This is a genomic window from Streptomyces sp. NPDC002577 (assembly GCF_053594815.1).
The window spans coordinates 153,366-168,500 of the sequence record NZ_JBSFWK010000010.1; the positions used below are offsets into that span (position 1 = coordinate 153,366).

At 69.6% G+C, this 15,135-nt stretch carries 10 protein-coding genes; all 10 read right to left on the bottom strand.

The window, feature by feature from the left end:
• Nucleotides 1-14: 14 nt before the first annotated feature.
• The 10 genes from ACWD4J_RS16750 to ACWD4J_RS16795 all read right to left on the bottom strand — a co-directional run bounded on the left by ACWD4J_RS16750 (nt 15) and on the right by ACWD4J_RS16795 (nt 14,981).
• Nucleotides 15-2,312, bottom strand: a complete 2,298-nt coding sequence (locus ACWD4J_RS16750) for a lamin tail domain-containing protein (protein WP_451396114.1) — start codon at nt 2,310-2,312, stop codon at nt 15-17.
• Nucleotides 2,313-2,619: 307 nt separating this feature from the next.
• Nucleotides 2,620-3,360: a potassium channel family protein gene (locus ACWD4J_RS16755; protein WP_451396115.1), complete on the bottom strand. Its 741-nt coding sequence runs from the start codon at nt 3,358-3,360 to the stop codon at nt 2,620-2,622.
• The gene (locus tag ACWD4J_RS16760; RefSeq protein WP_451396116.1) at nt 3,353-4,702 is read right to left on the bottom strand and encodes a TrkH family potassium uptake protein; all 1,350 of its coding nucleotides are present in this window, start codon (nt 4,700-4,702) and stop codon (nt 3,353-3,355) included. The genes ACWD4J_RS16755 and ACWD4J_RS16760 overlap by 8 nt, the downstream gene beginning before the upstream one ends.
• A gap of 254 nt (nt 4,703-4,956) precedes the next feature.
• Complete coding sequence (locus tag ACWD4J_RS16765; RefSeq protein WP_451396117.1) at nt 4,957-6,993, bottom strand: alpha-glucuronidase; 2,037 nt, start codon at nt 6,991-6,993, stop codon at nt 4,957-4,959.
• Nucleotides 6,994-7,069: 76 nt separating this feature from the next.
• Nucleotides 7,070-9,106 carry a beta-galactosidase gene (locus tag ACWD4J_RS16770; protein WP_451396118.1) on the bottom strand — a complete coding sequence of 679 codons (2,037 nt, stop codon included), beginning with the start codon at nt 9,104-9,106 and terminating at the stop codon, nt 7,070-7,072.
• Nucleotides 9,103-9,795 (bottom strand): hypothetical protein, encoded by a 693-nt coding sequence (locus tag ACWD4J_RS16775; RefSeq protein ID WP_451396119.1) that lies wholly within the window; start codon nt 9,793-9,795, stop codon nt 9,103-9,105. Before ACWD4J_RS16775 ends, ACWD4J_RS16770 begins: the two co-directional genes overlap by 4 nt.
• A complete protein-coding gene (locus ACWD4J_RS16780; protein ID WP_451396120.1) occupies nt 9,792-11,330 on the bottom strand; it encodes a GH39 family glycosyl hydrolase in 1,539 nt (512 codons plus the stop codon). Before ACWD4J_RS16780 ends, ACWD4J_RS16775 begins: the two co-directional genes overlap by 4 nt.
• 2 nt (nt 11,331-11,332) lie before the next feature.
• Nucleotides 11,333-12,991, bottom strand: coding sequence for an ABC transporter substrate-binding protein (locus ACWD4J_RS16785; protein WP_451396121.1), 1,659 nt, complete (start codon nt 12,989-12,991; stop codon nt 11,333-11,335).
• 71 nt (nt 12,992-13,062) lie between these two features.
• Nucleotides 13,063-13,935 carry a carbohydrate ABC transporter permease gene (locus ACWD4J_RS16790; protein WP_451396191.1) on the bottom strand — a complete coding sequence of 291 codons (873 nt, stop codon included), beginning with the start codon at nt 13,933-13,935 and terminating at the stop codon, nt 13,063-13,065.
• A 47-nt stretch (nt 13,936-13,982) separates the two neighbouring features.
• The gene (locus tag ACWD4J_RS16795) at nt 13,983-14,981 is read right to left on the bottom strand and encodes an ABC transporter permease (RefSeq protein ID WP_451396122.1); all 999 of its coding nucleotides are present in this window, start codon (nt 14,979-14,981) and stop codon (nt 13,983-13,985) included.
• Nucleotides 14,982-15,135 lie beyond the last annotated feature (154 nt).

Here is a 15,135-nt window from a genome sequence, read left to right on the forward strand (position 1 = left end):
CCGGCAGCACGGGTTCAGGACAGCGGGATGCGCACGACCTGCGGGTCGTGGTCGCTCATCTGGTTCGTGAACTCGCTGTTGATGTGGACGATGTCGTAGCTGTACGCCTTCGCCGCGAGGCCCGGTGACAGCAGGATGTGGTCCAGCACCTGGGCGTTGCCCTCGTAGACGTAGCTGTACCGCTCCGCCGCGGGGAGGGTGCGGGGCAGGTCCACCAGGGTGCCGCCCGCGGTCAGGATGTCCGCGGTCGTGGAGAACTCGAAGTCGTTGAGGTCGCCGAGCACGATCACGTCGGCGTTCGCGTCGACGGCCAGGATCTGGTCGACGAAGTTCTTCACCACGGTGGCCTGGTTGTGGCGCTGCGTCTCGCTGGACCGCGTCGGCGGCTGGAGATGGCCGAACAGCGGGTCGTCGCCGCCCTTGGAGTTGAAGTGGTTGGCGATGACGAACAGCTTCTGGCCGTTCCAGGTGAACTCCCCGGCCAGCGGCTTGCGGCTGGAGCTGAAGGCCGAGTTCGTCGGGTCGATCCGGCCGGGGGAGTACGTGAGCGACGGTACGCCGCCGCTGTTCACCACCGAGTCGGCGGTCGTCGCCGTGGCGCCGGAGCGGTCGGTGAAGGCGAGACCGCGGTCGGTGCGGAACAGGAACACCTGGCGGATGTTGCCGCCGGTCTCGCCGCCGTCGGTGTCGTTCTGCGGGTTGATCTGCCGGTAGGAGTAGCTCGGCCCGCCGGCGGCCGTGATCGCGCTGATCAGCTTGGTCACCGTCTGGTCGGCGGCGACCACGCCGTCGTCGGTGGCGCCGGTGTTGTCCTGGATCTCCTCCAGCGCCACCAGATCAGGTGACTTGAGGTTGTTCACGATCGCCCCGGCCAGGGCGTCGAACTTGGACTGCGCGTCGGACGGGTCCAGGTTCTCCACGTTGAACGTGGCGGTGGACAGCTGTCCGGACGTCGGCGCCTGGGTGATCTCGGGGGTGATCCCGCCGTCGGTCACCGTGGGGGTGGTGGTGGGCAGCAGCTTGAAGTTGCCGAATGAGTAGTCGAGCACGCCGGTCGTGGCGCCGGGCAGGGTGTCGCCGACATTCACGGTCGGAGTGGCCGCCAGCACGTCGTCCAGCAGGACCCGCTCCGGATTGGCGTCATCGGACTGAAGCACGATGCCGCCCCTGCTGGTGCGCGTGGTGCTGCCCTGCGGCACCACCGGGATCTCCCCGTACGACGAGCGGGGGCCGACCACAGCGGCACCGTCGATCTCGACCCGCATGCCCTCCATCGACTCCCAGAAGTCGATGCCGTCCGATGCCGGGTCGAAGGTGCCGCTGGTCTCCACATCGCCGGTCGCGTCGTCGTCGATCACCTTGCTCGGCGGCACCCGGCCGCCGGGGCCGACCAGGACCGGGGCGGGCAGCGCGATGCCCTGGGCGACGGTGGTCACCACGGGAGAGGTGATCTCGGTGGTGGTGAGGTTGCCGGTGCCGCTGGTGCCGCCCGGGCGGTACTCGCTGACCGTGCCGCTCACGGTGACCGAGTCGCCGACAGCGACCGTCGGTGCCGAGGACGTGTAGACGAAGATGCCCTCGCTGGTCGCCGGGTCGGAGTCCGGCTGCGTGTCCTGCAGCCAGAAACCGGTGCTGCTCTTGGCGGTCACCACACCGGGCACGCCGCTGACGCTCTGGCCCGCCAGTGGCGAGCGGTGCCCCGCGCCCTGGATGGTGCGGATACGGGTGGCCGTGCCGCCGCCCGCCGTGGAGCCGGCGTTGCGCGGGGTGGGCGCGGACACCGTGAAGTCCGCGGAGTTGTTGTCGCTGTCCGTGCCGCCGCCGGCCGAGCGTATGGCAGCGGTGGTGTTGGACAGGGTGCCGGTGGGCGCGGTCTCGTACGAGGTGGCGCTGCTGCCGTAGCCGACGAAGTCCTTCACGCCGGACTGCTGGGCGCAGCCGGTGGCGCAGGCCAGTGCCGTCGCGCTGGTGACCAGGGCGACCTTGCCCGTGGTCGCGCTCATCGCGATGGTGCCCGTGGCGTCGGGGGTGGGCAGCGCCGAGCCGGTGCCCGAGCCCGCGGCCTGCTGGACCAGGAAGTAGTGGCCGGGCGCGATGCTGCCGGACAGCGTGGTCTTCGACCAGGACGAGCCGGACGCCGAGGCGTACTGCACCGTCCAGCCGGACAGCGAGACGGTGCTGGTGCCCCGGTTGTAGAGCTCGATGAAGTCGTTGGTGTAGGGCGCGCCGGTGTTCCCGCCGCCACCGTAGACCTGGCTGATGACGACGTCGGCGGACGCGGCGTGCACGGACGCGCCGTTCAGCGTGGTCATTCCGCTGACGACGGCGCAGGAGAGGGCGAGGGCTGCCGCGCGATGGCGACGGCGTCTTCTCGTGTGGGGGGAGGGCGTGGAGAGGCCGGGTGTGGCGTTTCTGCGTCGCGATGGGGAGTTGGAAGGCATGCGTGCGCGCTCCTGTTGACGAGGGACGGCGGCCGAGTGGGGGGACGAGTGCGGGGTAAAGGATGGCGCCAGGAGGGTTTACGCGGGTAGATGATCAGGCGTTAACTTCTTGCAACAGCCACGTGAATGTGTGAGGCCACTTTGCGAAGGGTCCTCCACGGGGACTCTGATGCCGTGCTCATCCCGGCGCCGGGCCGGCCGACTCCAGCTCCGCGAACGCCTCCACGGCCCCCGTCCGGCCCGTGACGATGATGACGTCGCCCGGCTGGACGACCGTCTCCGCGGTCGCATGGGTGAAGTCGGCACCGGGGCGCTTGATGCCGACGACCGTCACCCCGTACGTGCTGCGCACCCGGCTCTCACCGAGCGGCACGCCGCCGACGACCCTTGGCGCGAGCGTCTTGACCAGGGCGTAGTCGCTGTCGAACGCGATGAAGTCCATCATGCGGCCGGTGACCAGGTGGGCCACGCGCTCGCCCATCTCGTGCTCGGGCAGGACGACATGGTGCGCGCCGATCCGTTCGAGGATCTGGCCGTGCTGGCGGGTGGTGGCCCGCGCCCAGATGTTGGGCACGCCCGTGTCGACGAGGTTGGACGTGGCCAGGATGCTGGCCTCGAGGTCGGTGCCGATGCCGACCACCGCCCGTGAGAACTGTCCCAGGCCGAGCTGTTCCAGCGCCTGCGGATCGGTGCAGTCGGCGGCGGCGACGTGGGTGAGCTCGTCGCCCGTCTTCTGCACGACGCCGGTGTCGGAGTCGATGCCGAGGACGTCCCACCCGCGCCGCATCAGCTCCAGTGCCAGGGAGCGGCCGAAGCGGCCGAGGCCGAGCACGGCGACCTTGGAGTCGCCGGCCGGGCGGTCGCCGGCGGCAGGATACCGACGGCGGCGCAGGCGCAGGTTCTTGCGGTGGTCAGCCAATGACGGGTCGCTCCTCGGGAAGTGTGTAGCGGCGGTCACGCTCGCGCAGGGCGAGTGCGGAGGCGAGAGTGATCGGGCCGAGGCGTCCGGCGAACATCAGTACGATGACGGTGAGTTGGCCCGCCGCTGAGAGGCTGCCGGTGATGCCGGTGCTCAGCCCGACCGTGCCGAAGGCGGACACGCTCTCGAACAGAACTGCATCGGGCGGCTCTGAGGTGGTGGTCAGCAGCACCAGCGTGCCCGACATGACGAGCGCCACGCCCAGGAGTGCGACGGTGAGGGCCTGGCGCAGTGCCGCCTCCGGGATACGACGGCCCATGACGTCCACGGCGGTGCGCCCGCGGATCTCGGCCAGGATCGCCGCCCCCAGCACCGCGAACGTCGTGACCTTGATGCCGCCCGCGGTGCCCGCGCTGCCGCCGCCGATGAACATCAGTACGCACATGCCCAGCAGGGTCGCCGGGCGCATGGCGCCGGTGTCGACGCTGTTGAAACCCGCCGTACGCGCGCTGGCGGCGGTGAAGAACCCGTTGAGCAGCTTGTCCCCCCAGTCCATGGGGCCCAGCGTCCCCGGGTTGTTCCACTCCAGCAGGCAGGTCATCAGGGCGCCGACGACGAGCAGGGCCGCGTAGGTGGCGAGCGTGAGCCGGGTATGCAGGGACCAGCGGTGCCTGAGCCCGCCGCGTACGCCGGCCTGGCCGACCCGGAACAGCTCCAGCAGCACGGGGAAACCCAGGGCGCCGAGCAGGCAGACGGCGGCGATCGGCAGGATGATGGAGGCATCGTGCGCATAGCCGACGAGGTTGTCGTCGCGCAGCCCGAAACCGGCGTTGTTGAAGGCGGAGACCGCGTAGAAGACGCCGTGGTAAAGGGCTTCCCCGGGCGTTTCGCCCTGGCCGAAGTGAAAGCGCGTCATCAGGTACGCGGCCAGGGCGAACTCGATGACGAGCGTGGTGCCCGCGATGCCCAGGAGCAGCCTGCGGATGTCGGTCACGCCGACGCTCCCGGTCTCGGCCTGCGTGCTGAGCTGTGTAGTCAGCCGGAGCCGGCCCGCCACGAGCAGACCCAGCAGGGAGGCGAGCGTCATGATCCCGAATCCGCCGACCTGGATCAGGGCGAGGATCACGCCCTGGCCGAACGCGCTCCAGTGGCTGCCGACGGGGACGATGGCGAAGCCTCCGCTGGCCGCGCCCGCTGAGGTGAACAGGGCGGTCAGTACGCTGGTGCTGCGGCCGGGCGCGGTGGTGGCCGGGAGCATCAGCAGGGCCGCGCCCAGGACGATGAAGAGCGCCAGGGCCAGAACGGCGGCACGGGTCGGTTGCGCGGCCAGCCGAGACCACAAGGCCCGAGTCGTACCCGCGGCCACCACCCACCTCCCGGTCTTCCCGACGCCGTACCTCCGCGGCGCTGCCCTGCCCCGCCGCCCGGTCGGTGATCACTGCGGTGTGGGCAGCAAGAGACAGCATCCCCGCCAAAAGGGGCATATGGAACGCGGCGCGACGTCGAGAGCCGTCGAAAATCGCGGGAGGAACGGGCGGCAGCGCGCCTTCAGTGGACAAGGCGCCCGCGGGTTCAGCGGATCCGCCGCCTGCAGGCTCAGTGGATCCGGCGCCCGTGGGCGTCCGGCACGCCGGACTTCCGGAAGAAGTACGTGTTGATGTGGTCGCGCCACTCGCGCGCGCTGCGGAGCTGTTCCTCATAGCGCTCCGCCGCCCGCGCGTGGCGTGCGGGGCGCATCAGATCCGAGAGCCCGCCCCACACGCGGCGTGCCTCCTCGACCTCCTCCACGCCGTCGAAGTGCGTGTCGTAGATGTGCTGGATCACCGTCTCACCGCTGTGCAACACGTGGCCGTACGGCACGTGGTGGAAGAAGAGCAGCAGCTCGTCCGGGCAGGTCTCGGGGTTCTCGTACACTTCCGCCCACGGCTTGGCGTACTGCCCGGCGAACCCGGTACCGGTCGCCTGGCTGCGGTCCACGCCGATCCCGTCGCGGTCGGCGAAGTGGTACGTGCCCCAGGGGCTGTACTCGTAGCCGTCCACGCTCGGCCCGTAGTGGTGCCCCGGCTGCACCATGAAGCCCACCCCGAGCGGCGCCGTGTACTTCTCGTACGTCCGCCAGGAGCCGTCCAGGACCGCGTGCAGCCCGTTCCGCAGCCGCGCGGGAGCGGCGGTCTCCTCCGGCGCGAACGTCAGCTCGATCCACTCGTCCAGGACGGCGCGGGGGTCCGTGTCCGGTCGCCAGGCGAGCCGGCCGATTGCGTACAGGTTCGCCTGCGCCAGCGGATGCCCCGTCCAGAACGGGTCGTCACCGGCGCTCGACACCGCCACCAGGCCGCCGCCGCGCGCCAGGTCCCCGACGCTCGGCCCTTCCCCGCCCTCCGGCCGGAACCGCAGCGCCTCGCTCCACATCGGCCCGAGCCAGCACACGTGCCGCTGCTGCCCCGTGTACTCCTGGGTCGCCTGGATCTCCACCGCGAGCCGGGTGTTCGGCATCGCGCCGATCACCGGCGACACGGGCTCGCGTGTCTGGAAGTCCATCGGCCCGTGCTTCACCTGGAGCACCGCGTTCGGCGCGAACTCGCCGTCCAGCGGCGCGAAGTGGTCGTACGCCGCGCGCGCCCGGTCCGTCGACCGGTCCCGCCAGTCCTGCTTGTGGTTGTAGACGAAGGCCCGCCAGTGCACCGTCCCGCCGTACGGGGCCAGCGCCGCAGCGAGCATGTTGGCGCCGTCCGCGTGGCTGCGGCCGTAGCTGAACGGGCCCGGCTGCCCCTCGGAGTCGGCCTTCACCAGGTACCCGCCGAAGTCGGGAATCGCCTCGTACACCCGGCCGGTCGCCTCTGCCCACCAGGCGCGCACCCCCTCGTCCAGCGGGTCGGCGGTGGGCAGGCCGCCGAGCACGACGGGCGCGGCGAAGGAGACGGACAGGTGCGTGCGGATCCCGTACGCGCGCAGGGCGTCCGCGATCGCGGCCACCTCGCCGATGCGGTCGGTCAGCAGGTGCGCCTCCGTGGCGTGCACGTTGACGTTGTTCACGGAGACCGCGTTGATGCCGCAGGCCGCCAGCAGCCTGCCGTAGCAGCGCACCCGCTCCAGCTCGTCCCGCGAGCCCCGCGCCCGCCCGTTCTGCCAGAACAGCGAGCCGCCCGAATAGCCGCGCTCGACCTGGCCCATCACCGCATGCACGGCCACGTTGTCCCAGTGGTCGAGCATCCGCAGCTCCAGGGCCGGACGGTGCACCTCGCGTGCCCGCTCGCTCTGGAAGGCCGCCTCGCCGAGCCGCACGACGTGGAACAGCCCGTACAGCAGCCCGGCCTGACCGGCCGCCGTCACCGACGTGACGCCGTCGGCCCGCTCCAGTGCGAAACCCTCGTCTCCGAGCCCGTCGGGGTCGTCCGCGCCCAGCTCCAGGACCAGGTCGTACGACGCTCCCGATTCCCGCGAATCTCTTACGACGTGACCGCCGAACCGGGCACAGGCGTACGCCACTTCACCGTGCACCGTGCCCACCAGCGGGCCCTTTCCGGAGATCAGCGTTCTCCGGGAGCCGAGCGGGCGGAACGCGGCGGGTGGCAGCCACGCCGGGTCGACGCCGCTGGGCAGCGCGGGCACGGATACGGGTGCGGATGCAGTCACGACAACCTCTGGTCAGTGCGTATGGAGCGAGCTGGGCCGCGCGGGCGCGGCCCAGCCATGGAACGAAACCCTCGGCCTACTGAAGACGCAGGACGGACACCCCGCGCGGGTCCAGCGTCAGTGCCTCACCGCGTTCCACCTGCTTGCCGGTCAGCAGCTCCACGGCCGACGCGTGTGCCGTCACGGACACCGGGTCGGAGGCGTGGTTCAGCAGGAAGAACAGGCGGGTGCCGTCGGGCGCGGTGCGGGTGGCGGTCTCGACGGACGAGTGTTCGGCGTACGGGCCGACCAGGTCGTGGCGGGCGAGGACGCGGCGGACCACCCAGTCGACGCCCGGCTGGTCCAGCGCGGTCGCGACATACCAGCCCTCGCCCCCGTTCTCGCCGAAGGGGTGCCGCGTGACGGCCGGGGTTCCCGCGTAGAAGTCGTCCTGGTAGGTGCCGACCGGCTCGGCGCCCTGCGGCAGCACGATCTCGAAGACGAGTCGCCCGTCGGTGCTCAGCGCCTCCTCGCCCGTGCCGAGCACGACCGGGTTGACGACGTCGGCCGGGCGCGAGTCCCACTCGTCCACGCGGACGCCCATCAGGCCGGCCAGCGGGCCGGGGACGTCGGTGAGGAAGGCGTTGTCGTACTCGTCGACGCGGCCGGAGAGGAACGTCGTCAGCACCGTGCCGCCGCGCTCCGCCACGGCCTCCAGACGGGCGGCGAGGTCGCCCTTCACCATGTGCAGTGCGGGCGCGAGGACCACGTCGTACGGAGTGAGATCGGCCGTGACCGGGACGACGTCCACGTCCGCGCCCGCCTCACGGGCAGCGCGGTAGTACGCGTGCACGACCTGCTGGTAGCCGACCAGCCGGGACGGGCCGTCGGAGATCTCCAGCGCCCACCAGCTGTCCCAGTCGAAGAGCAGGGCGGTACGGGCCGGGGTGCGGGCGCCGAGCGCGACCGGCCCCAGCTCCTCCAGCTCCCGTCCCACCTCCGAGACCTCGCGGAACACGCGGGTGTCGTCCCGTCCGGCGTGCCCGATGACCGCACCGTGGTACTTCTCGCAGGCCCCGCGCGAGGCGCGCATCTGGAAGTAGAGCGCGGCGTCCGCACCGTGCGCGACGGCCTGCCAGGTGGCCAGACGCAGCTCACCGGGGCGCCTGAGCGGGTTCACGTCGCGGCAGGCGGTCGTGGAGGGCGTCTGCTCCATCAGCCAGAACGGCGCGCCGTCCTTGAGACCGCGCATCAGGTCGTGCCCGAGGGCGGCCATGGTGGGCGGGGCGTCGAGCGGCGGGTAGCTGTCCCAGGACGCGAAGTCCAGGTGGGGCGCCCAGCGGTGGTAGTCCAGCGGCCGGTACATGCCCATGAAGTTGGTGGTGACCGGGGTCTCCGCGTCGTGGCGGCGGATCGCCTCCTTCTCGGCGCGGAAGCAGCCGAGGAGCGCGTCCGTCATGAAGCGCTGGTAGTCCAGGGTGATGCCCTGGAAGGCCGTGTGGTTCGGGCCGCGCCAGTGCTCGGTGAGGGCGTTCGGCGGCTCGATCTCGAACCAGTCGGTGTAGCGGTGCGACCAGAAGGTCGTGCACCACGCCTCGTTGAGCGCGTCGAGATCGCCGTACTGCTCGCGCAGCCAGCCCCGGAACCCGCCGGCGCACAGGTCGCAGTAGCAGGCCCCGCCGTACTCGTTGTTGATGTGCCAGGCAAGCAGCGCCGGGTGGTCGGCGTAGCGCTCGGCGAGGCGGCCCGCGATCGCGGTGGAGAGCCGGCGGTACGCCGGTGAGCTGGGGCAGAAGTTGTGCCGCTGGCCGTAGCCGTGGCGGCGGCCCTCGAAGTCGGTGCGGTTGACCTCGGGGTAGGCGCGGGCCAGCCAGGGCGGGAGAGCGGCGGTGCCGGTCGCGAGGCACACGCGCCGGCCCTCGGCGGCCGCGCGGTCGAGGATGCGGTCCAGGACGGTGAAGTCGTAGACGCCCTCGGCGGGCTGGGTGAGCGACCAGGAGAAGACACCGACCGTGAGGGTGTCGATACGGGCCTGGTCGAACAGCCGGTGGTCCTCGTCCCAGACGGGTTCGGGCCACTGCTCGGGGTTGTAGTCGCCGCCGTACGGGATCTTGTCGGTGCGGGGGACGGTCATGACGTGAAGTCCTTCTGGGTCTCGGCGATCACCGGGCGGCTGGTGTGCAGCAGGGACAGCAGCAGAGGCGCGGCCAGCAGGGCGGGCAGCGCCTCGGTGAGCAGCACGGTCAGCCCCCCGGCCAGGATGAGCAGCGACAGCGCGCCCAGGGTTGCCTTGCCGTGCCGGAACAGGAAGTACGCGGAGAGGCGCGCGGTGTCGCGCCCGCGGAAGACGAACAGGGAGGTCAGGACGAGCGCGTGCGCGCCCCACAGCAGCGAGGCCACGCCGATCACCGCGAGCAGCACCGCCCACCAGCCGGGCAGGCCGGTGGCGTGGAAGTGGGCGAGTGATATGCCGATGACGGTCAGCCAGGCGAGCAGCGGCGTCCACAGCTTCAGCGCCGGCAGGGCGTTGAGCCGCCAGCCGCGCCAGAAGGCGCGGGCCGGGTGCAGTTCGGTGAGGTCGCGGGTGCGGTGGTGGAGCGCGTACAGGGCGGCGGACAGGGCAGGGCCGAGCGGCAGCAGACAGACCGCGGCGAGCGGCAGGTTGGACGGGTCGGCGCCGAGGAACAACAGGGCGACCAGGCCGGGCGAGGCGGCTGCGAGCAGCAGCGCCTCGACGGTCACGAGCGTGTGGACCAGGGCCGCCGCGCGCGACAGCGGGCCGTCGCCGAAGGCACGACGGCCGGCTGTCTGCGGGGCGCTCATCGGGGCTCCTCCCGTCCGAGCAGGCGCCGCTCGTCCCACCAGGGCGGCGTCTCGTCGTCCAGCGCGGTCACCTCGACCAGGGTGACCTCGTGCCGGGCGAGCGTGAGGTCGAGGTCGGCCCGGCCGTCCTCGACGGGCAGCCGCAGATGGCCGCGGGCGGGCTCGGCCGCCTCGTGCAGCACGTCGAGCTCGTGCGGGCGCGGCGAGCGCGGGCTGCCCATACGCCGCCAGGCCGTGTAGGCGTTGCCGTGCTCCTCGTCCACGGTGGAGCGGCGGACGAACGCCTCGCCGCGCGGACGGGTCCCGATTGGGACGGACAGGCGCACGGTGTGCCGGTCCGGGCCGGGCGTCTCGCCGGTCGGATCGACGGGCGCCCAGGCGAGGACGGTGACCCGGCCGTCGGGGTGCCGCGTGACCAGGTGGTCGTCGCCGCGCGCCAGCAGTTCCTGCCCCATCCGCGCCATGAACGCGTACAGGTGGTACGTCGGCTTCTTCACCTGCCGGTGCGTGAGCAGCCCGAAGCCGCCGTGGAACAGCGCGGTGGGCGGGCCCACCTCCTCGAACATGTCGCTGAAGGTCCAGTACGAGAAGGAGTCGACCAGGTCCCCGCCCGCGGCGAGCACCGGCGCGAGATACGCGGCGTGAAAGGCGGTGTCGTGGATCGGGTTGTCCGGCCGGTACGAGGAGTTGAACTCCGTGATGTGGACCGGGACGTCCGCGAACCGGGTGCCCTCGAGCTGGCGGCGCGGGGTCGCGAACTGCTCGAGGAGGCGGTCGGCCGGAGCGAGCGTCTGGTGGACGCCGAACGGCACGTGCTGCGCCGGGCCTGTGGTGTAGGCGTGCCGGGAGACGAAGTCGACGGGTGCGTCGCTCGCCTCGGCGAACTCCGCGAACCGCACCATCCATTCGTCGGATCCCGGCGAGATGGCCGGGCCGCCGACCTGGAGGGAGGCGTCGACCTCCTTCACCGTGTGCGCGGTCACCTCGTAGAGCCGGTGGTACGCCGCCTCGTCCGCGTCCTTCCAGAAGTCCCGCAGATTCGGCTCGTTCCACACCTCGATGGGCCAGGTGCGCACCTCGTCGATGCCGTAGCGGTCGATGAGGTGGGTGAGGGTGGCGCGGACCAGCTCCGCCCACTCCTTGTGGGAGCTGGGCGGAGTGACGTTGCCGCGCCACCAGAAGACGGTCTGGTCCCCGGAGGCCAGGTCGCTCGGCATGAATCCGAGTTCGATGAACGGCTTTATGCCGAGGGCCAGATAGGCGTCCACCACCTGGTCGACGTACGTGAAGGAGTGGTGCACGTGGCGGGCGCCCTCCCACTCGTACGGCCGGTGGACGCCCATGCCGTCGCTGAGCAGGCCATGCCCGCGGATGTACCGGAATCCGATCTCGCGCTGCAGCAGGGCGAGCGAGTCCTGGTAGTCGCGGCGCAGGGCGAGTTCGATCCGGCCGGTGCCGACGCAGAAGCGCCAGGCCTCGGAGAGATGTCCGGCCGGTTGGTCCGGTATGCGGTGACGCATGGCCTTGCTCGTCATCGTCAGCCGTTCTCCTTCTTGAAGCGCTCGTACGCCTTGTTGTGCATGTCGATGAACTGGTCCATGTTCTTGGCCTTCAGTTCAGCGACGTAGTTGTCCCACTCCGACAGCTTGCGCTTGCCGAGGGCGAACTTGAGGGTGTTCTCCCGGACGTGGTCCTTCAGCGGGGTCTCCCAGAGGGTGGCCTGCTCCTGCTCGGACGCCTTGAGCGGGTGGGCCGGCTCGACGGCGAGCAGCTTGCGCTGGGCCATCGAGTCCTGGAACTCCTTCTCGTCCTCCGTGAAGGACGACGAGACCAGGGACCACTTACCGCCGTAGGAGAAGACGCCGTTGGTGAAGCCGTAGTCCTTCTGCAGGTCCTTCTTCGCGTCCGGGTTCATGGCCAGGGCCTTGATGCCGTCCTTGGGGGCGTACTTGCCGGGTCCGGACGACGTGTACGTGACGTCCTTGACACCCCACTTGGCGAACTCCTGACCGGCGTCCGAGTACCACAGCCAGTCGACGAACTGCATCAGCGCGACGAAGTTCTCGCTCTTGAGGGCCTCGCTGGAGATCATCATGCCGTTCTCCAGACGGCTGCCCGCCACCACGGGACCGGCGGGGCCGATCGGCACCGGGATGATCGCGATCTTCGAGCCCTTGACCTGCTTCTCCAGGTTGAGGCGGTACTCGTCCGCCAGCACCTGGGGATTGGCGCTGATCACGAAGGACTTGCCGGCGAGGAGCTTCTGCTTGGCCTGGTCGTCGGACTGCGTGAAGCTCTCGGGGTCCACCAGGCCGTCGGACACCAGCTTGTTCAGGTACTCCAGCATCTGGCGGTACTCGTCCATGGCGCCGGTGAAGACGTACTTCTGCGCCTTGGTGTCAAAGGTGTAGTTGTTGTAACCCCAGCCGCCCTTGGTGCCGAAGGACTGGGCGAGGAAGTTGAGCAGCGCGCCGCCCGGCTCGGGCTGGTTCCAGCGGTCCGAGAAGGGATACACCTTGGGGTGGGCCTCCTTGAGGCCCTTCAGCACCTCGTGGACCTCGTCCCAGGTGGTCGGCAGGTCGAGCCCCGCATCCTCCAGTACGTCGGTGCGCAGGGCGAGCGAGTAGCCGACCTTCACCTTCTCGTGGATGCCCGGCAGGAGGTAGTACTTGCCGTCGGCCTGCCGGATGGAGTCGATGTCCCCCTCCAGCCCCCACTTCTTGACCTTGTCCTGGAAGTTGGGCATCAGGTGCACGTACTCGCTGACCGGGAGGATGGCCCCGGAAGCGACGAACGCGGTCTCCTGACCCGGGTACGTCTTGGGGATGAGGAAGGGCGCGTCACCCGCGCCGAGGAGCAGGCCTCTCTTCTTCTCGTAGTCGCTGTACGGGACGCCGGTCCTCTTGAACGTGACGTTCGTACGCTTGGTGAGTTCCTTCCAGAAGAGCCAGCTGTCCTTGGGCGGGTAGACCGGGTTGTCGAGGTGCAGAAGGGAGAAGGTGAGCGGCTTGGTGGCCTTGAACTGGTCACCCGCCCCGTACTTCTTCATCGCCCCGACCTCTTTCTTGGAGAGGTCCTTCGGGTCGTCGCTGGAGTCGTCGCCGCTGCCGCAGCCGACGAGGGTGGTGAGGCCGAGGCCGGCGAACGCCGCGGCGGCGAGCAGGCTGCGCCGGGACAGCTGTCCGGAGTTGTTCACGGATACTCCTTTGTTTCCGTATCAGGGGGTGTTTCTCTGTAGCCGAGGGCCGAGTTGTCTCGTGTCAGTTGTCAGCCCTTGACCGCGCCGAGCGTGACGCCGGAGACGAAATAGCGCTGGACGAACGGGTAGACGCAGAGAATGGGCAGCGCCGTGAGCAGGATCGTGACGGACTGGATGTTCGCCCCCACCTGCGTGAGCTGCTCCGTGGTGGCGCCGACGTTCCCGCCGCCGGTCGCGCCGGCGATCATGTTGCGCAGATAGACGGTTACCGGCATCAGCTCGGCCTTGTCCATGTAGAGGAATGCGCCGAACCAGGAATTCCAGAAGGACACCGAGTAGAACAGCACCATCGTCGCGATCACCGCTTTGGACAGCGGCAGTACGATGCGGAACAGAATTCCGTAGGTGCTCAGTCCGTCGATCTGCGCGGCTTCTTCGAGTTCGGACGGCAGGCTTTCGAAGAAGGCCTTCATCACGAGCAGGTTGAAGACGCTGATCGCGTTCGGGATGACCAGGGCCCACAGCGTGTTCTTCATGCCGAGGCTGGTGATGAGCACGTAGTTGGGGATCAGGCCGCCCGAGAAGAACATCGTGAAGACGGCGACGCCGATCAGGGCGTTGCGCCCCTTCAGATGCTGCTTGGACAGGACGTAGGCGTAACAGGTGGTGAGCACCATGGCGATGACGGTGCCGACCACCGTGTACAGCACGGTGTTGCCGTAGTTCCGCCAGAACATACCGTCCGAGATCACGAGGCGGTACGTGGTCAGGTTGAACCCCTCGGGCAGCAGGTTCACCTCGCCGGCCCGGATATGGTCCTCCGCGCTGAAGGAGCGGGCGATGATGTTCACGAAGGGGTACAGGGTCACGACCACGACCGCGGTGAGGATCAGCCCGTTCACCACCTGGAAGACGCGGTAGCCGCGGGAGGGCTGGTGCACCGAGGTGCGCTGGCGCGGAGCGCGGCGCAGATCGCCGCTGGACAGGGTTACCACAGGCTCGTCCCCACTGTGCGACGCGAGATCTGGTTGGCGGAGAAGATCAGCACCAGGCCGATGATCGCCTCGAAAAGGCCGATGGCGGCGGCGTAGCTGAAGCTGTTGGATTCCACACCCGCGCGGTACAGGTACGTGGAGACGACGTCCGCGGTGGGATACGTCAGCGGGTTGTACAGCAGCAGGATCTTCTCGAAGCCCACCGCCATGAACGTGCCGATGTTGAGGATCAGCAGCGTGATCATGGTGGGGCGGATACCAGGAAGGGTGATGTGCCAGATCTGCTGCCACCGGTTGGCGCCGTCGATCCGCGCCGCCTCATACAACTCGTCGTCGATGGTGGTGAGCGCGGCCAGGTAGAGGATCGTGCCCCAGCCGGCGGTCTGCCAGATCTCCGAGCTGACATAGATGGTCCGGAACCACTCCGGCTCCTGGAGGAACGGGATCGGCTTGTGGCCGAACGTCTCGAGGGCCTGGTTGACCGGGCCGTCCGTGGCCAGGATCTGCATCGTGATGCCCGCGATGATCACGATGGAGAGGAAGTGCGGGAGGTACGAGACCGACTGCACGAACCGCTTCAGCGCCCGCGTGCGCACCTCGTTGAGCAGCAGAGCCAGCACGATCGGCACCGGAAAGCAGAACACGAGCGTGAGCGTGCCCATCCACAGCTGGTTGGTGAAGACGTGCCAGAAAGTGGGGTCGTCGAGGAACATCTGCACATAGCGCAGACCCACCCATTCCTCACCGAGGATCGAACCCCCCGGCTGGAAGCGCCGAAAGGCGATCACGTTCCCGATCATCGGCAGATACCGGAAAATCAGGAAGAACAGCAGCGGCAGCACCGCAAGCGAGTACAGCTGCCAGTCACGGCCCAGCGCCTGCCGCCATGTTCGGCGCGCGCGCGGCAGTGGCCGGCTGGGCTGGGCCGGGGGACCGGCCGACGGCGGATCCTCGGTGCCGTGCGGCGGATCCAGGGCGGTGGAGGTGCTCATGTTCAGGCCTCCGTGGCGTGTGCGGGACGGGCTGACGGGCCAGGATGGGCCCTGGTGGGAAAGGCAGTGGTGCGGGACGGACGGATACGTCCGGAGGCACCCGGCATCACGGGGGGATCCGGGACCGATACGTTTTCAGAAGCTTTCCGGTAAC

Bases quoted from the DNA above. Each gene is read 5' to 3' on its own strand.
- ACWD4J_RS16775 (WP_451396119.1), bottom strand. From the start codon at position 9,795: ATGAGCGCCCCGCAGACAGCCGGCCGTCGTGCCTTCGGCGACGGCCCG.
- ACWD4J_RS16795 (WP_451396122.1), bottom strand. From the start codon at position 14,981: ATGAGCACCTCCACCGCCCTGGATCCGCCGCACGGCACCGAGGATCCG.
- ACWD4J_RS16780 (WP_451396120.1), bottom strand. From the start codon at position 11,330: ATGACGAGCAAGGCCATGCGTCACCGCATACCGGACCAACCGGCCGGA.
- ACWD4J_RS16750 (WP_451396114.1), bottom strand. From the start codon at position 2,312: ATGACCACGCTGAACGGCGCGTCCGTGCACGCCGCGTCCGCCGACGTC.
- ACWD4J_RS16770 (WP_451396118.1), bottom strand. From the start codon at position 9,106: ATGACCGTCCCCCGCACCGACAAGATCCCGTACGGCGGCGACTACAAC.